Annotated in this window: 18 protein-coding genes; 15 read left to right on the top strand and 3 right to left on the bottom strand. The window is 58.0% G+C overall.

Going from position 1 to position 21,119, the window contains the following annotated elements; genetic code table 11:
* The first annotated feature begins 4 nt into the window (after positions 1–4).
* From sucC to NHF56_RS01560, 8 genes are all read left to right on the top strand, one after another.
* Positions 5–1,198 carry an ADP-forming succinate--CoA ligase subunit beta gene (sucC, locus tag NHF56_RS01525; RefSeq protein ID WP_252800927.1) on the top strand — a complete coding sequence of 398 codons (1,194 nt, stop codon included), beginning with the start codon at positions 5–7 and terminating at the stop codon, positions 1,196–1,198.
* Between the two features lie 17 nt (positions 1,199–1,215).
* Positions 1,216–2,118 carry a succinate--CoA ligase subunit alpha gene (gene sucD / locus NHF56_RS01530; RefSeq protein WP_252800928.1) on the top strand — a complete coding sequence of 301 codons (903 nt, stop codon included), beginning with the start codon at positions 1,216–1,218 and terminating at the stop codon, positions 2,116–2,118.
* Positions 2,119–2,251: 133 nt separating this feature from the next.
* Positions 2,252–5,233 carry a 2-oxoglutarate dehydrogenase E1 component gene (locus NHF56_RS01535; RefSeq protein WP_252800929.1) on the top strand — a complete coding sequence of 994 codons (2,982 nt, stop codon included), beginning with the start codon at positions 2,252–2,254 and terminating at the stop codon, positions 5,231–5,233.
* Between the two features lie 58 nt (positions 5,234–5,291).
* Positions 5,292–6,524 carry a 2-oxoglutarate dehydrogenase complex dihydrolipoyllysine-residue succinyltransferase gene (gene odhB / locus NHF56_RS01540; protein ID WP_252800930.1) on the top strand — a complete coding sequence of 411 codons (1,233 nt, stop codon included), beginning with the start codon at positions 5,292–5,294 and terminating at the stop codon, positions 6,522–6,524.
* Between the two features lie 120 nt (positions 6,525–6,644).
* Entirely contained in the window at positions 6,645–7,283 is a 639-nt protein-coding gene (locus tag NHF56_RS01545; protein ID WP_252800931.1) for a LysE family transporter, read from the top strand.
* A gap of 89 nt (positions 7,284–7,372) precedes the next feature.
* Positions 7,373–8,779 carry a dihydrolipoyl dehydrogenase gene (gene lpdA, locus NHF56_RS01550; RefSeq protein WP_252800933.1) on the top strand — a complete coding sequence of 469 codons (1,407 nt, stop codon included), beginning with the start codon at positions 7,373–7,375 and terminating at the stop codon, positions 8,777–8,779.
* A 97-nt stretch (positions 8,780–8,876) separates the two neighbouring features.
* The gene (locus NHF56_RS01555) at positions 8,877–9,383 is read left to right on the top strand and encodes a cytochrome b (RefSeq protein WP_373456235.1); all 507 of its coding nucleotides are present in this window, start codon (positions 8,877–8,879) and stop codon (positions 9,381–9,383) included.
* A 3-nt stretch (positions 9,384–9,386) separates the two neighbouring features.
* Positions 9,387–9,869, top strand: a complete 483-nt coding sequence (locus NHF56_RS01560; protein WP_252800936.1) for a DUF2867 domain-containing protein — start codon at positions 9,387–9,389, stop codon at positions 9,867–9,869.
* Here the strand turns inward: NHF56_RS01560 and NHF56_RS01565 are convergent.
* From NHF56_RS01565 to NHF56_RS01575, 3 genes are all read right to left on the bottom strand, one after another.
* A complete protein-coding gene (locus NHF56_RS01565; protein WP_252800938.1) occupies positions 9,856–10,905 on the bottom strand; it encodes a TraB/GumN family protein in 1,050 nt (349 codons plus the stop codon). The two genes, NHF56_RS01560 and NHF56_RS01565, sit on opposite strands and share 14 nt — an antisense overlap.
* Before the next feature lie 108 nt (positions 10,906–11,013).
* The gene (locus tag NHF56_RS01570) at positions 11,014–11,949 is read right to left on the bottom strand and encodes a tyrosine recombinase XerC (RefSeq protein WP_252800939.1); all 936 of its coding nucleotides are present in this window, start codon (positions 11,947–11,949) and stop codon (positions 11,014–11,016) included.
* A gap of 20 nt (positions 11,950–11,969) precedes the next feature.
* Positions 11,970–12,863 (bottom strand): DMT family transporter, encoded by an 894-nt coding sequence (locus tag NHF56_RS01575; RefSeq protein ID WP_252800941.1) that lies wholly within the window; start codon positions 12,861–12,863, stop codon positions 11,970–11,972.
* 118 nt (positions 12,864–12,981) lie between these two features.
* On the opposite strand from NHF56_RS01575, the gene NHF56_RS01580 reads away from it, so the two are divergent.
* The 7 genes from NHF56_RS01580 to NHF56_RS01610 all read left to right on the top strand — a co-directional run bounded on the left by NHF56_RS01580 (position 12,982) and on the right by NHF56_RS01610 (position 21,114).
* Positions 12,982–14,121, top strand: coding sequence for an AAA family ATPase (locus tag NHF56_RS01580; protein ID WP_252800943.1), 1,140 nt, complete (start codon positions 12,982–12,984; stop codon positions 14,119–14,121).
* Between the two features lie 49 nt (positions 14,122–14,170).
* Entirely contained in the window at positions 14,171–16,381 is a 2,211-nt protein-coding gene (locus NHF56_RS01585; protein WP_252800945.1) for a primosomal protein N', read from the top strand.
* Positions 16,382–16,451: 70 nt separating this feature from the next.
* On the top strand, positions 16,452–16,943 hold the full coding sequence (locus NHF56_RS01590) for a hypothetical protein (RefSeq protein WP_252800947.1): 492 nt from the start codon (positions 16,452–16,454) through the stop codon (positions 16,941–16,943).
* A gap of 117 nt (positions 16,944–17,060) precedes the next feature.
* The gene (locus tag NHF56_RS01595; protein ID WP_252800949.1) at positions 17,061–17,849 is read left to right on the top strand and encodes a hypothetical protein; all 789 of its coding nucleotides are present in this window, start codon (positions 17,061–17,063) and stop codon (positions 17,847–17,849) included.
* A 268-nt stretch (positions 17,850–18,117) separates the two neighbouring features.
* The gene (locus NHF56_RS01600) at positions 18,118–18,678 is read left to right on the top strand and encodes a F0F1 ATP synthase subunit delta (protein WP_252800951.1); all 561 of its coding nucleotides are present in this window, start codon (positions 18,118–18,120) and stop codon (positions 18,676–18,678) included.
* Positions 18,678–20,207 carry a F0F1 ATP synthase subunit alpha gene (gene atpA, locus NHF56_RS01605; RefSeq protein ID WP_252800953.1) on the top strand — a complete coding sequence of 510 codons (1,530 nt, stop codon included), beginning with the start codon at positions 18,678–18,680 and terminating at the stop codon, positions 20,205–20,207. Before NHF56_RS01600 ends, atpA begins: the two co-directional genes overlap by 1 nt.
* Before the next feature lie 31 nt (positions 20,208–20,238).
* Positions 20,239–21,114 carry a F0F1 ATP synthase subunit gamma gene (locus NHF56_RS01610; protein ID WP_252800955.1) on the top strand — a complete coding sequence of 292 codons (876 nt, stop codon included), beginning with the start codon at positions 20,239–20,241 and terminating at the stop codon, positions 21,112–21,114.
* Positions 21,115–21,119 lie beyond the last annotated feature (5 nt).

A 21,119-nucleotide genomic window follows, 5' to 3' on the forward strand; every position in this document is an offset into this window, starting at 1 on the left:
CAATATGAATATTCACGAATATCAGGCTAAGGCGCTGCTGAAAGAATATGGCGCGCCGGTTGCTGATGGTGTGGCCATTTTCTCTGCCGATGAGGCGGAGGCTGCGGCCAAGAAGCTGCCGGGGCCGCTTTATGTGGTCAAGAGCCAGATCCACGCCGGTGGCCGCGGCAAGGGCAAGTTCAAGGAACTCGGCCCCGACGCCAAGGGCGGTGTTCGCCTTGCCAAGTCGGTTGACGAGGTGCTGGCCAATGTCAAGGAAATGCTCGGCAATACGCTGGTGACAGCGCAGACGGGCGATGCCGGCAAGCAGGTCAACCGCCTCTACCTCGAAGACGGTGCGGATATTGAGCGCGAACTTTACTGCTCGCTGCTGGTCGACCGTTCCGTTGGCCGCGTTGCTTTCGTCGTTTCGACTGAAGGCGGCATGGACATTGAAGCTGTTGCACACGACACACCGGAAAAGATCCACACGATTGCAATCGACCCGGAAAAGGGTGTGACGGCAGACGATGTTGCCAAGATCTCTGCGGCGCTGGAACTGAAGGGCGCTGCTGCGGAAGACGCCAAGTCGCTCTTCCCGATCCTCTACAAGGCGTTTGACGAGAAGGACATGAGCCTTCTGGAAATCAACCCGCTGATCGTGATGACCAACGGTCATCTGCGCGTTCTCGACGCCAAGGTTTCCTTCGACGGCAACGCGCTGTTCCGTCATCCAGACATCATGGAACTGCGCGACAAGACGGAAGAAGATTCCAAGGAAATCGAAGCCTCCAAGTGGGACCTCGCTTACGTGGCGCTCGACGGTAACATCGGCTGCATGGTCAACGGCGCTGGTCTTGCGATGGCCACCATGGACATCATCAAGCTTTACGGCAAGGAGCCGGCAAACTTCTGTGACGTTGGCGGTGGCGCCGGCAAGGAGAAGGTTGCGGCTGCGTTCAAGATCATCACGGCTGACCCGAAGGTTGAGGGTATCCTCGTCAACATCTTCGGCGGCATCATGAAGTGTGATGTGATTGCCGAAGGCGTGGTTGCGGCCGTGCAGGAAGTTGGCCTGAAGGTTCCGCTCGTTGTTCGTCTGGAAGGCACCAATGTCGAGCTTGGCAAGAAGATCCTGAACGAATCGGGTCTTGCCATCACGGCGGCGGACGATCTCGACGACGCAGCGAAGAAGATCGTTGCTGCGATCAACGGCTAAAGTGAGGACCTGAACACATGTCTATTATCGTCAATAAAGACACCAAGGTCCTGGTACAGGGCCTGACCGGCAAGACCGGTACTTTCCACACCGAGCAGGCGCTTGCCTATTACGGCACGCAGATGGTCGGCGGTATTCACCCCAAGAAGGGTGGCGAAACCTGGACCGGTTCGAAGGGCGAAAGCCTGCCGATCTTTGCCTCCGTGGCTGAAGCCAAAGAAAAGACCGGCGCTGATGCATCCGTGATCTACGTTCCGCCGGCAGGGGCCGCCGATGCGATCATCGAAGCCATCGACGCTGAAATTCCCTTCATCACCTGCATCACCGAAGGTATTCCGGTGATGGACATGGTGCGCGTGAAGGAAAAGCTCGACAAGTCGAAGTCGCGCCTTCTCGGACCGAACTGCCCCGGTATCCTGACGCCGGAAGAATGCAAGATCGGCATCATGCCGGGCTCCATCTTCCGCAAGGGGTCGGTCGGTATTGTTTCGCGCTCCGGCACGCTGACCTATGAAGCCGTGTTCCAGACCACCAATGAAGGTCTTGGACAGACCACGGCTGTCGGCATCGGCGGCGACCCGGTCAAGGGTACGGAATTCATCGACGTTTTGGAAATGTTCCTTGCGGACGATGAGACCCAGTCCATCATCATGATCGGCGAAATCGGCGGTTCGGCTGAGGAAGATGCAGCGCAGTTCCTGATCGACGAAGCCAAGAAGGGCCGCAAGAAGCCGATGGCCGGCTTTATTGCAGGCCGTACCGCGCCGAAGGGCCGTACGATGGGCCACGCCGGTGCTGTCGTCGCCGGCGGCAAGGGCGACGCAGAATCCAAGATCGCAGCCATGGAAGCAGCAGGCATCAAGGTTTCGCCTTCCCCGGCACGTCTTGGCACAACGCTTGTTGAGGTCCTCAAGGGCTGACATCTGAAAATAGGCGATCCGGGCGGGCCTATGGCTCTCCCGGGTTTGCCGTCTCTAGACTTCCGCCGGGTCCGGGCGGTGATAACGGGCCGGAAAAAAGACCAGGAGGCGGGCGTCGGACCCGCAAAAGATCATGGCAAGGCAAGAAGCCAACGAATATTTCCAGACCACCACGTTTCTGGATGGCGCAAACGCAGCCTATATCGAGCAGCTTTACGCGAAGTACGAGGAAAACCCCAATTCGGTGACGGAAGAGTGGCAGGCCTTTTTTGCCGCCCTGAAGGATAATCCGGAGGATGTGAAAAAGGCAGCTGCCGGTGCTTCCTGGAAAAAGAAGAACTGGCCGATTGCCGCCAACGGCGAGCTTGTGAACGCGCTGGACGGCGACTGGGCGACGGTTGAAAAAGCCATCGATACCAAGCTGAAAGCCAAGGCCGCTGCCGAGGGCAAGTCGGTGGATGCTGCGGACGTTCTGCGCTCGACGCGCGATTCCGTGCGCGCCATCATGATGATCCGCGCGTACCGCATGCGCGGTCACCTGCATGCGCAGCTCGACCCGCTCGGCATTGCAGCCCCGGTTGAAGACTTCAACGAGCTTTCGCCGGAAAATTACGGCTTTACGCCTGCCGACTATGATCGTCCGATCTTCATCGACAACGTGCTGGGCCTGGAATACGCGACCATCAACCAGATGCTCGATATTCTGAAGCGCACCTATTGCTCGACGCTGGGTGTCGAGTTCATGCATATTTCCGATCCGGAGATCAAAGGCTGGATTCAGGCGCGTATCGAAGGCCCGGACAAGGGTGTGGAGTTCACGCCGAACGGCAAGAAGGCCATCCTGCAGAAGCTGATCGAAGCCGAAGGCTATGAGCAGTTTCTTGACGTGCGCTACAAGGGCACCAAGCGTTTCGGCCTTGATGGCGGTGAATCGCTGATCCCGGCGCTGGAACAGATCATCAAGCGCGGCGGCAATCTTGGCCTGAAGGAAATCGTGCTCGGCATGGCACACCGCGGCCGCCTCAACGTCTTGACCAACGTGATGGGCAAGCCGCACCGCGCCGTCTTCCACGAGTTCAAGGGCGGTTCGTTCACGCCGGACGATGTGGAAGGTTCCGGCGACGTGAAGTATCACCTGGGTGCTTCGTCGGACCGCGAATTCGACGGCAACAAGGTTCACCTGTCGCTGACGGCCAACCCGTCGCACCTGGAAATCGTCAATCCGGTGGTGATGGGCAAAGCCCGCGCCAAGCAGGATTTGATCGGCGAACTGGAAGGCGAAATCATTCCGCTGAAGGAACGCGTGAAGGTCATGCCGCTCCTGCTGCACGGCGATGCCGCCTTTGCAGGGCAGGGCGTGGTTGCTGAAATTCTCGGCCTTTCGGGCCTGCGCGGCCACCGCGTTGGCGGAACGGTTCACTTCATCATCAACAACCAGATCGGCTTTACGACGAACCCGCATTTCTCGCGCTCGTCGCCCTATCCGTCTGACGTTGCCAAGATGATTGAAGCGCCGATCTTCCATGTGAACGGCGATGATCCCGAAGCGGTTGTCTACGCAGCCAAGATCGCGACCGAATTCCGCCAGATGTTCCACAAGCCTGTCGTTATCGACATGTTCTGCTACCGTCGCTTCGGCCACAACGAAGGCGATGAGCCGAGCTTCACGCAGCCGAAGATGTACAAGGTCATCCGGTCTCACAAGACCGTGGTGCAGGTCTATGGCGAACGACTGATCAAGGAAGGCCTCATCACCGAGGGCGAGCTTGAAAAGATGAAGGCCGACTGGCGCGCGACGCTGGAACAGGAATTCGAAGCCGGACAGTCCTACAAGCCCAATAAGGCTGACTGGCTGGATGGCGTTTGGAGCGGTATGCGCGTGGCTGACAATGCCGACGAGCAGCGCCGCGGCAAGACCGCCGTTCCGATGAAATCGCTCAAGGAAATCGGCAAGAAGCTGTCCGAGGTTCCCGAAGGTTTTACCGCCCACAAGACCATTCAGCGTTTCATGGACAACCGCGCCAAGATGATCGAGACCGGCGAAGGGATCGACTGGGCGATGGCGGAAGCCCTGGCGTTCGGCACCATTCTGACGGAAGGTCACCGGGTTCGTCTTTCCGGCCAGGATTGCGAACGCGGCACATTCTCGCAGCGTCACTCGGTGCTCTACGATCAGGAAACGGAAGCCCGCTACATTCCGCTGTCCAACCTTTCGACCGGCCAGGAAACCTATGAAGTGATCAACTCCATGCTCTCGGAAGAGGCGGTGCTTGGTTTCGAATATGGGTATTCGCTGTCCAACCCGAACGCGCTGACACTTTGGGAAGCCCAATTCGGCGACTTTGCCAATGGTGCACAGGTGGTATTCGACCAGTTCATCTCGTCTGGTGAACGCAAGTGGCTCAGAATGTCGGGTCTTGTGTGCCTTCTGCCGCATGGTTTCGAAGGCCAGGGTCCGGAGCACTCTTCAGCGCGTCTGGAGCGCTTCCTCCAGCTTTGCGCGGAAGACAATATGCAGGTGGCAAACTGCACGACGCCTGCCAACTATTTCCACATTCTGCGCCGCCAGGTGAAGCGTGACTTCCGAAAGCCACTGATCCTGATGACGCCGAAATCTCTGCTGCGCCACAAGCGCGCCGTTTCCACGCTTGCCGAAATGGCCGGCGAAAGCTCGTTCCACCGTCTGCTGTGGGATGATGCGGAAATGGTGAAGGACGGCCCGATCAAGCTGCAGAAGGATTCCAAGATCCGGCGTGTGGTCATGTGTTCCGGCAAGGTCTATTATGACCTTCTGGAGGAGCGTGAAAACCGCGGTATCGACGATATCTATCTGTTGCGTGTGGAACAGCTTTATCCGTTCCCGGCCAAGGCGCTCATCAACGAGCTGTCACGGTTCCGCGGTGCGGAGATGGTGTGGTGCCAGGAAGAGCCCAAGAACATGGGTGCGTGGTCGTTCATCGATCCCTATCTGGAATGGGTTCTGGCGCATATTGATGCCAAGTATCAGCGCGTGCGCTACACGGGCCGCCCGGCTGCGGCTTCGCCCGCAACCGGCCTGATGTCGAAGCACAAGGCGCAGCTGGACGCCTTCCTGGAGGATGCGCTGGGCGGTTGATCCGCCCTCGCAAAACGTCACACATCCGAATGAAACGAAAATAAACGGAAACAGAAACATGGCCACCGAAATCCGCGTTCCTACCCTCGGCGAATCCGTTGCTGAAGCCACTGTCGGCACCTGGTTCAAAAAGGCAGGCGATGCCGTTCAAGCCGATGAAATCCTCTGTGAACTGGAAACCGACAAGGTGACGGTTGAAGTTCCCGCACCGGCTGCCGGTGTTTTGAGCGAAATTGCCGCCAACGAAGGCGATACCGTCGAGCCCGGCGGTCTCCTGGGCAATATCTCTGAAGGCGAGGGCGCTGCACCTGCCAAGACAGAGGCACCGAAGAAAGAAGAGAAGAAGGAAGAGGCCAAGGCCGAAGCCGCTTCTGAGAGCAAATCCGAAAAAGCATCCGGCGACATGCCTGCTTCGCCGTCGGCTTCCAAGATGATGAAAGAGAACAATGTCTCTGAAGATCAGGTGGAAGGTTCCGGCAAGCGTGGTCAGGTGCTGAAGGGCGACGTTCTGGCGGCCATCAGCAAGGGCGCGCCGTCGCAGCCGTCCAGCACGCCGGCTGCAGCACGCGCACCCTCGAGCGGCGACGATGCAGCGCGTGAAGAGCGCGTGAAGATGACGCGCCTGCGCCAGACCATTGCCAAGCGTCTGAAGGATGCTCAGAACACCGCAGCCATGCTGACCACCTATAATGAGGTGGACATGACGGCTGTGATGGAGATGCGCAAGAAGTACAAGGATCTCTTCGAGAAGAAGCACGGCGTGAAGCTCGGCTTCATGGGCTTCTTCACAAAGGCGGTGACACACGCGCTGAAGGAACTGCCGGCCGTGAATGCCGAAATCGACGGCACCGATGTCATCTACAAGAACTATTGCCATATCGGCGTTGCCGTTGGCACGGACAAGGGTCTTGTGGTTCCCGTCGTTCGCGATGCGGACCAGATGTCGATTGCCGAAGTCGAGGCCGAAATCGCTCGTCTCGGCAAGGCGGCGCGCGATGGTCAGCTTTCCATGGCCGACATGCAGGGCGGCACGTTCACCATCTCCAATGGTGGCGTTTACGGATCGCTGATGTCTTCGCCGATCCTGAACGCGCCGCAGTCGGGCATTCTCGGCATGCACAAGATCCAGGAGCGTCCGATGGCGATCGGCGGTCAGGTGGTGATCCGTCCGATGATGTATCTGGCGCTTTCCTACGATCACCGGATCGTTGACGGCAAGGAAGCCGTGACCTTCCTGGTGCGCGTCAAGGAAAGCCTGGAAGATCCGGAACGTCTGGTTCTCGACCTTTAAGGGAAGATCTGCGGGGCCGTTTCATGCGGCCCCGATTTAACATGGGCAGGCAAAAGAGGACGGTCGTACATATCGCGGCTCGCTCAGAGGTCAGGCCGATTTTCGAAGGGTTCGAAAAGCATGCACCAATATCTGTTGGAACTGGCCTCGCTGATGGCGGTGTTTTCATTCGCCATTGTCGTTCCGGGTGCGGACACAGCCATGGTGATGCGCCAGGCGATCGTGCATGGGCGTAAAGGTGCGGTGCTGACAAGTTTCGGCATCGGCACATCGCTGATGTTTCATGTCACCTACACGATCCTTGGTCTTGGCCTCATCATTTCGCAGTCGATCATGCTGTTCAACGTGATCAAATGGGCGGGTGCTGCCTATCTGATCTATCTGGGTGTGCAGTCGCTGCGCGCGGGACGCGTGAAGATCGATACGGCGGCCATGGAGCCGGTTCAGCGTAAAGAGCAGTCGGCCTTGAAGGCCTTTACGCTCGGTTTTCTGGCCAATGCGCTGAACCCGAAGCCGGTGATCTTTTTCCTGTCGATCTTTTCGGCCATCGTGAGCCACGAAACGCCGGCTGGCGTGAAGTTCGGTTATGGACTGGTGATGGCAAGCTGCCTGATTGCCTGGTTTGTGGCTGTGTCGTTTTTTCTCACCACGCCGAAAATGCGGGTAGGGTTTGAAAAGGCCAGCACCTGGATCAACCGTGCCAGCGGTGCGGTTTTTATCGGGCTCGGCTTGAAACTGGCGGCAGAGAAAGCAAGTTAAGTTTGACTATACGGTCATCCTTGTAAGGGTGCCAAAATCGATATGCCCGAATGAGGACGGCGGGCATTGCGAAAGAAGGGATTTAAAAGATGTCTTATGATGTGGTTGTGATCGGCTCGGGACCTGGCGGTTATGTGTGCGCGATCAAGGCAGCGCAGCTGGGCCTGAAAACGGCTGTTGTGGAAAAGCGCGCAACCTTCGGCGGCACCTGCCTGAATGTCGGCTGCATTCCCTCCAAAGCCCTGCTGCATGCCTCAGAAGTCTTTGCACATACGATGCATGGTTTGGACGAACTCGGCGTTGAAGTGGCTGCGCCGAAACTCAATCTGGAGAAGATGCTGGCGCACAAGGATGCGACGGTGAAATCCAATGTCGACGGCGTGCAATTCCTGTTCAAGAAGAACAAGATCGACACCTTCCACGGCACCGGCAAGGTGCTGGGCGAGGGCAAGGTTGCCGTTACCGACGAGAAGGGTGACCAGAGCATCATCCAGACCAAGAATGTGGTGATTGCGACCGGCTCCGATGTGGCGGGTATTCCCGGCCTCGACATCGATATCGACGAGAAGGTGATCGTGTCCTCCACCGGCGCGATTGCGCTGGAAAAGGTGCCGGAAAAGATGGTTGTCGTCGGTGGTGGCGTGATTGGCCTTGAGCTTGGCTCGGTCTGGTCGCGGCTTGGTGCCAAGGTGACCGTTGTCGAATTCCTCGACAAGATCCTCGGCCCCATGGATGGCGACGTTTCCAAGCAGTTTCAGCGCATGCTGGCCAAGCAGGGTATCGAGTTCCAGCTGTCGGCCAAGGTGACAGGCGTTGAAAAAACCGACAAGGGCGCGAAGGTGACTTACGAGCCGGTTGCCGGCGGTGATGCCACGGTGCTGGATGCAGATGTTGTTCTGGTGGCGACGGGGCGCAAGCCGTTTACGGAAGGCCTTGGTCTTCACGAAGCCGGCGTGGTGCTGGACGATCGCGGGCGCGTCGAAATCGGCAACCATTTCCAGACATCGGTGCAGGGCGTTTACGCCATCGGCGACGTGGTCAAGGGGCCGATGCTGGCGCACAAGGCGGAAGACGAAGGTGTTGCTCTTGCGGAAATGCTCGCGGGGCAGGCCGGCCATGTGAATTACGACGTGATCCCGAGTGTTGTCTACACGCAGCCGGAAGTGGCCTCTGTCGGCAAGACGGAAGAAGAGCTGAAAGCTGCTGGCATTGCCTATAAGGCGGGCAAATTTCCATTCACAGCCAATGGCCGCGCCCGCGCCATGCTGGCGACAGATGGTTTTGTGAAGGTGCTGGCGGACAAGGAAACCGACAAGGTTCTGGGTGTTCACATTGTTGGTTTGGGTGCTGGCGAAATGATCCACGAGGCGGCGGTGCTGATGGAATTTGGCGGCTCTTCGGAAGATCTTGGCCGCACCTGCCATGCGCATCCGACCATGTCTGAGGCGGTGAAGGAAGCAGCGCTTGCCACGTTCTTCAAGCCGATCCATATGTGAAGCTTTATTAACGAATGTAAAGTTTTTATAATCATTCTAAAAGGGCTTGCGATTGCAGGCCCTTTTTGGTCTTCTGGCATCCTCATCATCAACTCGGATGCTTATCATGAAACCGATATCCTACTCCGTTCCTCAGCGCATTGTGCACTGGGCCACGGCATTGCTCATCTTCTTCAATCTGATCTTCACCGATGGTATCGAAACCTGGCACCGGGCGGCACGCTCAGGCGCGGCGACAGATGCTCAGGTGGCGGACGCAAATATCCACGCCTATGTGGGTATTGCCATTCTCGCTCTGGCGGTTATTCGTATTGTGTTGCTGGCCTTTCAGGGCAAACCGGCTGTTCCCGCAGATGAACCGCAATTGGCAAAGCTGGCGAGCGCTGTCGTGCACGGCCTGCTTTATCTGTTGCTGTTCCTCTTGCCGATCAGCGGTATCGCGGCCTACTATTTCGGTGTCGGACTTGCCGGAGAAGCGCATGCCGAGGTCTTCAAGACCGTACTCTGGCTTCTGCTCGGGCTTCATATCGCTGCGGCTCTGGTGCATAAATTCTACTGGAAAACCGATGTCCTGGATCGCATGACCAAGGGTGTGAAAGCCTGACATTTGATTCCAAGTTACATCACAGAGGCTGACTATCGTCTGCCCAGTGCGCATCTGGCCGGTGCGAACTGGGCGGATGCTTTTGTTGTTTTGACCGAGAAAGCCGATTTGAGTGCGCCGGAGGCTGCAAAGCGGGTGTTTGAACGAAAGCAGCCGGGCTGGATTACGGCGCTCATGACATTGCGTGACCGGCTTGGGAGATTGATTGGCCTGAAGTCCGCCGGACATTCGGAATATCAGGAAAAGCTGGGCATTTTTCCCATTCTGGAAGCGCGCGACGATTGTGTCGTGCTGGGTTTCGACGATTGGCATCTCGACTTCCGCATCGTGGTCGAGACCAGAAATAAGGGTGAAGCAACCGAAGTTCAGACGGCCACGCTTGTGAAGCGCAAGCACTGGATCGGTTACGTCTATATTTTTCTGATTACGCCGTTTCACAAAATGATCGTGAAGCGGCTGCTCAGCAATCTCGTTATAGCGGCGTGAGCGTAAAGCCTTCGTCGCGCAAAAGCTGCACCAGACCCTCCTTTCCGGAAAGGTGCAGTGCGCCAACGGCCATGAAGGCATTGCCTTTTGCCAGGGTGTCGGCGGCGCGTTCAGCCATATGGTGATTGCGGGTAATCACCATCTTCTGCTCGAATTCGGCCATGGAAAACCCGTCATCGTCTTCCGGGTAGAGATATTTGCTCACCGGCTCCAGCCATGCAGCCTTGCCCTGATCGTAAAGGGTGATCAGGGTTTCCATGCCGTCCCTGGTCAGCTGCGGGTCTTTGATGGCGCTCATCAGGCCCTTGATATGCATGTCCATCGGCAGCGAGGCCATGATCTCCAGTTGTTCGGCGAGCGTTTCCAGGCCGACGATCTTTTTGCCGCTTGCAGCCGCTTCCATCACCAGTTTCTGATCAAGAAAGGGTCTGCCCGAGGCTTTGCGCGCGGCTTCACAAACCGGCATCGAAACGAAGGAAGACAAGAGCCACGGTTTCATTTTCGAAACCGCAAAAAGCGGCACGCCGCGGCCTTTCAGATCGGCTTCGAGAAGCTTTCTTTCTTCCGGCGTCAGGTAGTCGGTAATCGACTTCCCATCGGTAAATGTTGTCAGCTGCGGCTGTGACAGAAGCGCGGCTGATGCTTTCTGTTGATCAAGGATTTCATCCGATTCGACGATCAGCGTGTCTGCGGCTTCAAAGGCCTCATGCGCGCCTTCCGGCATATCCACGACACGAGGGTCGGAGAGATGCATTGTGCCGAAGAGATAGGAGGCAGGCACGCCGTCCTTTTCGACCTTCCAGAAGATGCTTTCGCTGTTGGGAATGTCGGCGGCCTGTCTGGCAATCCTGGCATAGGCTTCAGGATCTTTTTCCTGAAGACCTGCGAGAAGATCATGGCCGCCGCAGGAAATGTCTTCCTGCGCTCGTGCGGGGAGGGCGAACACCAGAATGAACAGCAGAGAAAGTGCTGCGAGCGTGTGGATGACCGCGCCGGTCCAGAGCACCAAATCGCTCTGGCGCAAATGTCGTTTCATCGTGGATTTCAAAAACTGGCTCATCGCTGCCTTGCCATTGTCATTTGGAGGGCAATATGACGCTCAAGCGCTCACGTCCGGTTAAGCGTTATGGTTAATTCGGGCGATTTATGCGCGTGGATGGGCGCGGTCGTAGATGTCGAGCAGGCGGGTGGAATCAACGCCGGTATAGATTTGCGTGGTTGAAAGGCTCGCGTGACCCAGAAGCTCCTGGATGGTGCGCAGATCGCCGCCTCCGGCCAGAAGGTGGGTTGCGAAAGAGTGGCGCAACGCATGCGGTGTTGCCGTCTCTGGCAGGTTGAGGGCGGAGCGCAGTTTCTGCATTTCGCGCTGGATGATGGCGGCCTGAAGAGGGCCGCCGCGCGCACCGCGAAACAGCGGTTCGTCTTCTGACAGGTGATAAGGGCAGAGTTTCTGATAGGCTTCAACGGCTTCGCGGGCTGCGGGAATGAGCGGGGTAAGGCGCGTCTTGTTGCCCTTGCCGGTGATACGCAGGGCCGTGGTGCTTGCCGAAAACTGCGCCGGTGTGAGGCCGAGTGCTTCGGAAATACGCAAGCCGCTGCCATAAAGGAGCGCCAGAACCGCAGCATTGCGGGCGGCAATCCAGGGCTCTTCCGCCAGCTGATCGTCGCTGCTGACGACGCGCAAGGCCTGACTGGCCGAAAGCGGCTTGGGCAGGGATTTCGGCTGCTTGGGCGAGCGGATGGCCCCGGCACCGGCGGCATTGGCGAGCCCCTTCCTCTCCAGATAGCGCAGGAAAGAGCGAATGCCGGCAAGATCGCGGCCAAGCGTGCGCGCGCCGATGCCGTCCTTGCGGCGGCTGGCGAGATAGGCACGCAAATCGGCGGGACGCAGTTCGCGGATGTCGCGCAAGGAAGCGGGGCCGCCGCCATGCTTGGCGAAGAACTGCAGAAACTGGCGTGTGTCGCGCTCGTAGGCCTCAACGGTCTTTTCCGCCAGCCGGCGCTCTTCGGCAATGGCCTTCAGCCAATCCTGACGCAGCGCCATCAGCCGGTCGTCGGCAAAAATCAGAATGTCGCCCATTGGGGGTCCCTGAATTACGTTCAGGGCTGATCTTGCTTCAGCACGGTTAGGTTTTTGCTAACGGCGGACTTTGAAGAGGAGAACATGACGAGAAAACCGGCCGAAACGATGAGTGCCGCGCCAATCCAGACCGACGTGGATGGAACTTCGCCGAAAAAGACATAGCCAAACAGGACCGCCCCGACGAGTTCGGCATAAACGATGGGCGAAAGCGTGGATGCATCGGCATAGCGGAAGGCGGTGATGGACAGCGCATGGCTGATGCAGGAGCCGAGGCCCATGGCGAAAATCAACAGCAGATGGTCTGACGACGGCATGGAAAAGAAGAGAATGCCCGGCACGACAAGCAAGGCGGCGCCGAAGAGGTTCTGAAAGGTGAGCGACTGGAGCGGCGGGGTTTCACCCGATGCCATGCGCGTTGCCACCAGATAAAAGCCGAAGAGCAGACCGGTTAAAAGCGCAAAGAGAATGCCCGGCTCGACAGCGCCGCTGGGGCGGGCAACGACAAGCGCGCCGGCAAAGCCGACGACAAGGGAAACGATCTTTATCCAGGTCAAGCGTTCCTTCAAGATGAAGGCGGACAGGATGGTTGCGATGATCGGGCCGATGAAGAAGCAGGCGACCGCGGTTGCCAGTTCGATGGTGGAGATTGCCACATAATAGCTGGTCATTGCGCCGATGATGAAGACCGTTCGCATGATATGCGGAATGAGGCGGTTCTTCGCCGGAATGATCTTCTTGCCGCTGACGGCAAAGGCGAATGGCGTGACGATGGCGGCGGCAGTCAGATAACGCAGGAAGCTGACGAAAACCGGTGAAAAATCCGCAGACAGCACCTTGGCAAAACTGTCAACGGCGGGAATGCTGAGGCAGCCCAGCGCCATCAATATTATGCCTTTAAGTTGGTCTGACATGCTTACGCCCTTTCGACAATCGGGTTAGGAGACGTTGTTTCGACGATTCACGCAAGCCAATATGTTGGACGATCCGTTCGGTTTGGTTGCATGATGAAACACATTTTGGAGGCAGCAGATGTTGCTTAAATCCATGTCCGCTTCTCAGTACCGCTCGTTGCGGTCGATCCGCATGGAGCTGGACGATGTTAATGTGTTTATCGGGGCCAACGGTGTTGGCAAGACCAATCTTTACCGGGCGCTGCAACTGGTCCAGGCGGCAGTTCAGGGAAATTTCGCTTTTGAAATCGCGGCTGAAGGCGGGATGGCGCAGACCCTTTGGGCCGGGCCGCGCCGCAAGCACGAGGCCGCGCGTGTCGCATTTGCGGCGGAGGTCGAAGACGAGACGACCGGCATGAGCTTTGAATACCGCATCGCCGCCGGGTTGCGCCCGCCGATCGATGCAGCCGGATTTGTATTTGAGCCTCAGGTGAAGGAAGAAACGCTGTCTGTTGATACAGGGCGGGGGCCTGTTGTGGTGATGGAGCGCAAGGGGCCAGGCATATTCGTGCGCGATGAACGTGGCCGAATGCGCGCCTTTGGGGAGAAGGCTCTCGTTTCTGAAACGGCAATCTCCCTGCTTGCGCATGAGGCATCGGCACCGGAGGTTGGCGCTTTCTGCCGCTTTGTCAGTCAATGGCGCTTCTTTCACGGATTTCGCACCGATGCGGATTCACCGCTGCGCCGTCCTTGCCTGGCGGTTACCTCACCGCTTCTGGATGAAGACGGGGGCAATCTGGCCGCCGTTTTTGCCACAGTCGCGGTCAATCGGGGCGAGATGCCGGAGATTGATGCCATTGTTGCCGAAGCACTGGATGGCGCCGCGCTGGTTGTACAAGAGCCGGAAGGGGAGGCATTTTTGCGGCTCAGCCTGCCGGAATTTCCACATCGTGTTTTTGATGCGCGCGAATTTTCCGACGGTCAATTGCGCTTTCTGGCGCTCACAGCGGCACTGATGTCCTATCGACTTCCGCCACTTGTTGCGCTGAACGAACCTGAGGCCAGTCTTCACCCCTCGATGCTTGACCCGCTTGCGGATTTGATCGCGCAAGCGTCGCTGCGAAGCCAGATCTGGGTGGTGACGCATTCTGAAATTCTGGCTGAAGCACTGGTGAAACGCTGCGGCATTGAGGCGCGTCGTGTTATTCGCCGCGATGGCGCGACCTGGATTGAAGGCATGCGTCTTACCGGCACGTTTGACGACGGCGATGATGGGTGATCGGGCATTCGATTTGCATTTTTGTGGCGGGCGGGCAATGTCACGGACAATGACAAAAGATTCGCTCAATCTGTTCGGGGAAAGTGCGGCTGTGCGCACGGTGCCGGTTCTGGTGCCGATGCCGGCTCCTGTGCCTTATTCCTACAAAGTGCCGGAACATATGCATGTGGAGCCGGGCTCCATTGTGCAGGTGCCGCTTGGTCCACGGATTGTGACGGGTGTGGTTTGGGATGACGAGGCTTCTGGCGACAAGGTGGATGCGAAAAAACTGAGGGCCATCGAGCACGTCTTTGATTGTCCGCCGCTTGCAAAAGACATGCGGGTTTTTCTCGATTGGGTTGCAGCTTACACGATCTCGCCGCCGGGGCTGGTGGCGCGCATGGCGCTCAGAGCACCCACCGCGTTTGACCCTGAACCGATGGTGGAAGCGCTGCGGCTCGTTTCGAAAGATGTGTCGCGGATGACACCGGCGCGTGAACGGGTTCTGGAACTCGCATCGGATGGATTTTCGTGGACGCGGCTGGGGCTTGTTCATGCGGCAGGCGTTTCGGCCAGTGTCGTTGACGGGTTGGTGACGCAAGGGGTTTTCGAAACCGTTTTCCTGCCACCGCCGCCCATTGTGGCGGCCCCCGACCCGGACTATGCCGAACCGCGCCTGGAAGGGCCGCAAAAGGCTGCCGGGAAGGTGCTGGTAAAATCGGTGGGCAAGGCGACGTTCGGGGTTTCGCTGATCGACGGCGTGACGGGGTCGGGCAAGACCGAAGTCTACTTTGAGGCCATTGCCGAGACGCTGCGGCAGGGCAAGCAGGTGCTGATTCTGCTGCCGGAAATCGCGCTGACGGCGAGTTTCCTGGACCGCTTTCAGGATCGGTTCGGCTCCAAGCCTGCTGAATGGCATTCCGATCTTGCGCCCAAAACGCGCGAAAAGGTGTGGCGACAGGTGGTGACCGGCGAAGTGCGGGTGGTGGCCGGTGCGCGCTCAGCCCTTTTCCTGCCATTTAGCGAGCTTGGGCTGATCATCGTGGATGAAGAGCACGATCCGGCCTTCAAGCAGGAAGATCGCGTATTTTACAACGCGCGCGATATGGCCGTGGTGCGCGGACGCATTGGTGATTTTCCGGTCGTGCTGGTTTCGGCGACGCCGTCGGTGGAAAGCCAGGTCAATGCGCTGCAGGGGCGCTATGAGATGATCCATCTGCCGACGCGTTTCGGCGAGGCGGCCATGCCGGATCTGAAGCTGATTGATATGCGCAAACATCCGCCGGCGCGGGGCGGGTTCCTGTCGCGTGTGATGCTGAAGGGCATTGCCAAGACGCTGGAAAAGGGCGAGCAGTCGCTGCTCTTTCTCAACCGCAGAGGCTATGCGCCGCTGACGCTGTGCCGGGTTTGCGGCCACCGTTTCCAATGCCCGGATTGTTCGAGCTGGCTGGTGGAACACCGGTTTCGCGGGCAAATCCAATGCCACCATTGCGGACATTCCGAGCCGACGCCGGACGCCTGCCCGGAATGCGGAACGCTGGATCACCTGGTTGCCTGCGGTCCCGGTGTGGAGCGCATTGCTGAGGAGGTGGACAGCCATTTTCCCGATGCGCGCACCATTGTGCTTTCCTCCGACATGGCCGGTGGGGTGAAGCGTCTGCGGCTGGAGCTGGAAGCGATTGCCAAGGGCGAGGCCGATATCATTATCGGCACCCAGCTGGTGGCCAAGGGGCATAATTTTCCGCTGATGACGCTGGTCGGCATTGTGGATGCTGATCTTGGCCTGGCCAATGGCGATCCGCGGGCGGCAGAACGTACCTTTCAGCTTTTGAGCCAGGTGACGGGGCGCGCCGGGCGGACCGGCTTGAAGAGCCATGGCCTGATCCAGACCTATCAGCCGGGCCATCCGGTGATGCAGGCGATCGTGTCTGGTGATGCGGAGGCTTTTTACGACCGCGAAATCCACGAGCGGGAGAAGGCGCTGTTGCCGCCCTTCGGGCGGCTGGCATCGGTGATCGTTTCTGCTGCAGACCGGGCAGAGGCAGAGGGCCATGCGCGCGGGCTCAGACGATCGGCACCCAATGCAGACGGGATTTCCGTGCTGGGGCCTGCAGAAGCACCGCTTGCGCTGGTGCGCGGGCGCTATCGTTTCCGGCTGCTCATTCACGGGCGGCGCAATTCCGATCTGCAGGCGTTTTTGCGGGCCATGCTGGCGGCAGGGCCGAAACAGCGTGGCTCGGTGCAGGTGCAACTGGATATCGATCCGCAGAGCTTCCTTTGAGGAGACTGCGGTTGATGCCGTCTTTCGCATCCGCGATGATGGAAGACGGCACAATTCAATGAGGAGAAAAATGAAAATTCGTATCATTGCCGCGGCAGCTTTCCTGTTTGCCGGCAACAGTTTTGCCAGTGATATCGTTATCAGCGATTTCAACTGGTACCAGAATGATGGCTATTGCCATTTTCATCGACCGGATCGGACGTTCAATTTCGATGATCCGAAGACGTGGCGTTACGTCTTCATGTCCAATCTGCCTTTTGCCGATTTCGACAATCCGCCTGCAACGGCAGAAGAGCTGGCCAAGGCCAAGTTCAACAGTTTCGAACCGGCCTTCATGATGATCGATCACGGCTTTCACGAAATGGCGATCAAGACGGCAAGCGAGGCGGATGGAAAGCTGAAGATTGTTTACACCACCTATGGCGACAAGCCCTATGAGGTGGTTCTGGAGGCAGAGAAGGGTGAAAAGGGCTACGAATCGCAGGCATTTGCAGGCACCATCACGGTTCGCCGCGATGGCGCTTCTGCGTCGGTCTCCTTCAAGGGCGATTGCGGGGTCTGACCGCCTTGTGATCTTTTTGCCATGGGCTGCGGCTTTTGATGGCTCGTGGGGGCAGGGGCGGTTCGCCTGTGCGAGAAAATGCACTATAGAAGTGGCGCGAAATTTTAGGGGAATTCGATGGAACTGGCATTGCCGCAATGGCCCGCCACACTTGGCGCACAAGTCGCGCAGGTTTCGGCACTCGTCACACTCGTTCTTGGCCTGATCTTTCTGGCAACGGCACGTCCGCTGGCGGCGCGTTGGGGATTTGACGAACGTGACGGGCGAACGGGCGCTGTGGGCGAATTGCGGGTTGCCGGCGGTTTCATGGCCGGTCTCGGCATTGCCGCCTATCTGTTCGACCAGCCATTTATCTATGTGATCCTTGGCAGTGCGCTTGGATTTGCCGCTTTCGGGCGGTTGCTCTCCATGATGTCAGCCTCCGATGGACCAAGCGGGTTCATCAATTTTCTTCTGTTTCTCCTGCAGGCCGCACTTTCAGCGGCGGCGCTGACATGGCTGTTCGACGTGTGGACGGCGGAATCATCCTTTGCCATGCCGGACGATCAGGCCGGTATGATTGTTTTTACCGCCAATGTGCTTACCGCAGCTGTTGGCTTCGTTGTCCTTTTTGCGCCCTGGATTGCCATGATGGTGAGCGGGCTGGCGGCGCAGGAAGGCAAGACCCGGGTGCTGGCCGCCGTGCGCTCCACGGGCGGCTTTCTGATGGGGGCGGGCATTGTCGCGCTTCTCATCTCGAACCCGCTTGCCGAACTCGCCATGGGCACGGCCTACCTTTTCTCCCTGGCCGGGCGAATTGTTGCTGCGGTGTTTGACCGTGGACGACCCTATTTCAACGGCACGGCTGCCATATTTCAGGCCCTCTTGTGTGCCATCTATCTGGGCCATGTATTCGGTTATTTCTAAGCCGGAAAAGAAGGCTTTTGTGCTGGTTTTGTCAGCCTTGTGCGCCGATCACGGACAAAAACTGAAGAAGAACTTAAAACCAGTGCGATTCATGGTGCCGCGACGTGTTGCGCGTGCGCACATCCTATGCTAGGAGAACCGCAAATTTCAGGGGGACGCGGGCGCACAGCCTGTAAAATCTGAAGTAATTGGCAGCAAAATCAGTGTGTTGACGATCACCTTGTGATGAGTGTCAAGCGCTGAGAAAAACGAAGAGAAGCTATCGCCCGTGGCAGACACATCTGAGCTTGTTTCCGGAGTTGCAGAACGATACGCATCATCGCTTTTCGAGCTTGCGCTGGAATCCAACAGCGTCAAGCAAGTTGAGGACGATCTGGCCGCATTCCAGGCCCTGATCGGATCGAGCGAAGATCTGAAGCGTCTCGTCGAAAGCCCGGTGTTTTCCGCCGAAGATCAGTTGCGCGCTATCAGCGCCGTTCTTGCAAAAGCGAATATGTCGGGTCTGGCTGCAAACTTCATTAAAGTGGCCGCGCAGAACCGCCGCCTGTTTGCCGTTCCCGGCATGATCAAGGCGTTCAGCGAGATTGCCGCGCAGCATCGCGGCGAAGTTTCTGCCGATGTTACCTCCGCGCATGCTCTGACGGCTGTGCAGGAAAGAGAATTGAAGGCGGCGCTCAAGGGCGTCACCGGAAAAGACGTGACACTCAATGTCACGGTTGATGCATCTATCCTTGGTGGGCTGATTGTAAAGATCGGTTCGCGACAGATCGATACGTCGCTTCGCACCAAACTTTCTACCCTTAAGCTTGCACTGAAAGAGGTTGGCTGATGGATATCCGCGCCGCGGAAATTTCCGCAATTCTTAAAGATCAAATCAAAAATTTCGGCAAAGAGGCGGAAGTCTCCGAAGTCGGCCAGGTTCTTTCCGTCGGTGACGGTATTGCCCGCGTTTACGGTCTGGACAACGTTCAGGCTGGTGAAATGGTGGAGTTTCCCGGTGGCATCCGGGGTATGGCTCTGAACCTTGAAGCTGACAACGTCGGTGTGGTTATTTTCGGTGCCGACCGCGACATCAAGGAAGGCGACACTGTCAAGCGCACCGGCGCAATCGTGGACGTTCCGGTTGGTCCGGAACTGCTCGGCCGCGTTGTTGACGCGCTCGGCAACCCGATTGACGGCAAGGGGCCCATCAAGGCCAAGAAGCGCGCCCGCGTTGACGTCAAGGCGCCCGGTATTATTCCGCGCAAGTCGGTTCATGAGCCGATGTCCACGGGTCTGAAGGCGATCGACGCTCTGATCCCGGTTGGCCGCGGCCAGCGCGAGCTTGTCATTGGCGACCGCCAGACCGGCAAGACCGCTATCATTCTCGACACGTTCCTCAACCAGAAGCCGATCCATGACAATGGCCCGGACGCCGACAAGCTGTTCTGCGTCTATGTTGCTATCGGTCAGAAGCGCTCGACGGTTGCCCAGTTCGTGAAGGTTCTCGAAGAGCGCGGCGCTCTGCAGTACTCCATCGTGATTGCTGCGACCGCCTCCGATCCGGCTCCGATGCAGTACCTCGCACCGTTTGCTGGTTGCGCCATGGGTGAGTACTTCCGTGACAATGGTCAGCATGCGCTGATCGGTTACGACGACCTTTCCAAACAGGCTGTTGCCTATCGTCAGATGTCGCTGCTGCTGCGCCGCCCGCCGGGCCGCGAAGCTTATCCGGGCGACGTTTTCTACCTGCACTCCCGTCTGCTCGAGCGCGCTGCAAAGCTCTCCGACGCAAATGGTGCTGGTTCGCTGACGGCTCTGCCGGTTATCGAAACCCAGGGTAACGACGTGTCGGCCTTTATTCCGACCAACGTTATCTCGATCACCGATGGTCAGATCTTCCTTGAAACGGACCTGTTCTACCAGGGTATCCGCCCGGCCGTGAACGTCGGTCTGTCGGTTTCCCGCGTGGGTTCGTCCGCTCAGATCAAGGCCATGAAGCAGGTTGCCGGCTCCATTAAGGGTGAGCTCGCTCAGTACCGCGAAATGGCTGCCTTTGCGCAGTTCGGTTCGGACCTTGACGCTGCAACGCAGCGCCTTCTGAACCGTGGTGCACGCCTGACGGAACTCCTGAAGCAGCCGCAGTTCTCGCCGCTGAAGACGGAAGAGCAGGTTTCGGTAATCTTCGCTGGCGTGAACGGCTACCTCGACAAGATCCCGGTTGCCAAGGTTGGCGCTTTCGAGCAGGGTCTGCTTTCTTACCTGCGCAACGATGGCAAGGAGATCCTTGACACCATTCGCACCGAAAAGGCGATCAGCGACGAGACGAAGGAAAAGCTCAAGGGTGCAATCGACACCTTTGCGAAATCCTTCTCTTAATCTCGGGCTCTGAAAACAGGACGGAAAACGGATGCCTTCACTAAAGGATCTGAAAAACCGGATCGCCTCCGTCAAGGCGACGCAGAAGATCACCAAGGCGATGCAGATGGTCGCCGCGGCGAAGCTTCGGCGTGCCCAGGAGGCGGCCGAGGCCGCCCGGCCATACTCGCAGCGCATGAGCGCAGTTCTTGCGAATATCGCAGCGGCTGCCGGCTCTGACGGTGATGCACCGACGCTGATGACGGGAACGGGCAAGGACCAAACGCACCTTCTGGTCGTCTGCACGGCTGATCGTGGTCTGTGTGGCGGTTTCAACGCGCAGATTTCCAAGGCTGCCCGCGAACATGCCCGCAAGCTGCTGGCTGAAGGCAAGACGGTCAAGATCTTCTGCGTCGGCAAAAAAGGCTACGACAGCCTTCGACGCGAATTTGCATCGCTGATCGTCGAGCGCAAGGAACTGCGCGACGTCAAGAAAATCGGTTTTGAACATGCTGACGAAATTGGCCGCAAGGTGATTTCGATGTTCGAAGAGGGCGAATTTGATGTTTGCACGCTCTTCTATTCCGAGTTCGTATCGGTGATTTCGCAGGTTCCGACCGCGCAGCAGCTCATCCCGGCCTCAGTTGAGACCTCGGAAGATGTATCCAGCTCCGCGATCTACGAATATGAGCCTGATGCGGGCGCTATTCTGGCGGACCTCATTCCGCGCAATATTTCAGTGCAGATTTTCCGCGCATTGCTGGAAAATGTGGCCGGTGAAATGGGCGCAAAGATGAGCGCGATGGACAATGCGACACGCAATGCCGGTGATATGATCAACAAGCTGACGCTCAACTACAACCGTCAGCGCCAGGCGCAGATCACCAAGGAACTGATTGAGATTATTTCGGGCGCCGAAGCGCTCTAAGGTTT

Source organism: Rhizobium sp. L1K21 (assembly GCF_024055895.1).
In the GTDB taxonomy this organism is placed as follows: Bacteria; Pseudomonadota; Alphaproteobacteria; order Rhizobiales; family Rhizobiaceae; genus Ensifer_A.

Coding starts and splice junctions, on each gene's coding strand:
- NHF56_RS01535 (WP_252800929.1), top strand. CDS start 2,252: ATGGCAAGGCAAGAAGCCAACGAATATTTCCAGACCACCACGTTTCTG.
- atpA (WP_252800953.1), top strand. CDS start 18,678: ATGGATATCCGCGCCGCGGAAATTTCCGCAATTCTTAAAGATCAAATC.
- NHF56_RS01585 (WP_252800945.1), top strand. CDS start 14,171: ATGACAAAAGATTCGCTCAATCTGTTCGGGGAAAGTGCGGCTGTGCGC.
- NHF56_RS01555 (WP_373456235.1), top strand. CDS start 8,877: ATGCTTATCATGAAACCGATATCCTACTCCGTTCCTCAGCGCATTGTG.
- lpdA (WP_252800933.1), top strand. CDS start 7,373: ATGTCTTATGATGTGGTTGTGATCGGCTCGGGACCTGGCGGTTATGTG.
- NHF56_RS01580 (WP_252800943.1), top strand. CDS start 12,982: ATGTTGCTTAAATCCATGTCCGCTTCTCAGTACCGCTCGTTGCGGTCG.
- sucD (WP_252800928.1), top strand. CDS start 1,216: ATGTCTATTATCGTCAATAAAGACACCAAGGTCCTGGTACAGGGCCTG.
- NHF56_RS01575 (WP_252800941.1), bottom strand. CDS start 12,863: ATGTCAGACCAACTTAAAGGCATAATATTGATGGCGCTGGGCTGCCTC.
- NHF56_RS01570 (WP_252800939.1), bottom strand. CDS start 11,949: ATGGGCGACATTCTGATTTTTGCCGACGACCGGCTGATGGCGCTGCGT.
- NHF56_RS01610 (WP_252800955.1), top strand. CDS start 20,239: ATGCCTTCACTAAAGGATCTGAAAAACCGGATCGCCTCCGTCAAGGCG.
- NHF56_RS01595 (WP_252800949.1), top strand. CDS start 17,061: ATGGAACTGGCATTGCCGCAATGGCCCGCCACACTTGGCGCACAAGTC.
- odhB (WP_252800930.1), top strand. CDS start 5,292: ATGGCCACCGAAATCCGCGTTCCTACCCTCGGCGAATCCGTTGCTGAA.
- NHF56_RS01590 (WP_252800947.1), top strand. CDS start 16,452: ATGAAAATTCGTATCATTGCCGCGGCAGCTTTCCTGTTTGCCGGCAAC.
- sucC (WP_252800927.1), top strand. CDS start 5: ATGAATATTCACGAATATCAGGCTAAGGCGCTGCTGAAAGAATATGGC.
- NHF56_RS01545 (WP_252800931.1), top strand. CDS start 6,645: ATGCACCAATATCTGTTGGAACTGGCCTCGCTGATGGCGGTGTTTTCA.
- NHF56_RS01565 (WP_252800938.1), bottom strand. CDS start 10,905: ATGAAACGACATTTGCGCCAGAGCGATTTGGTGCTCTGGACCGGCGCG.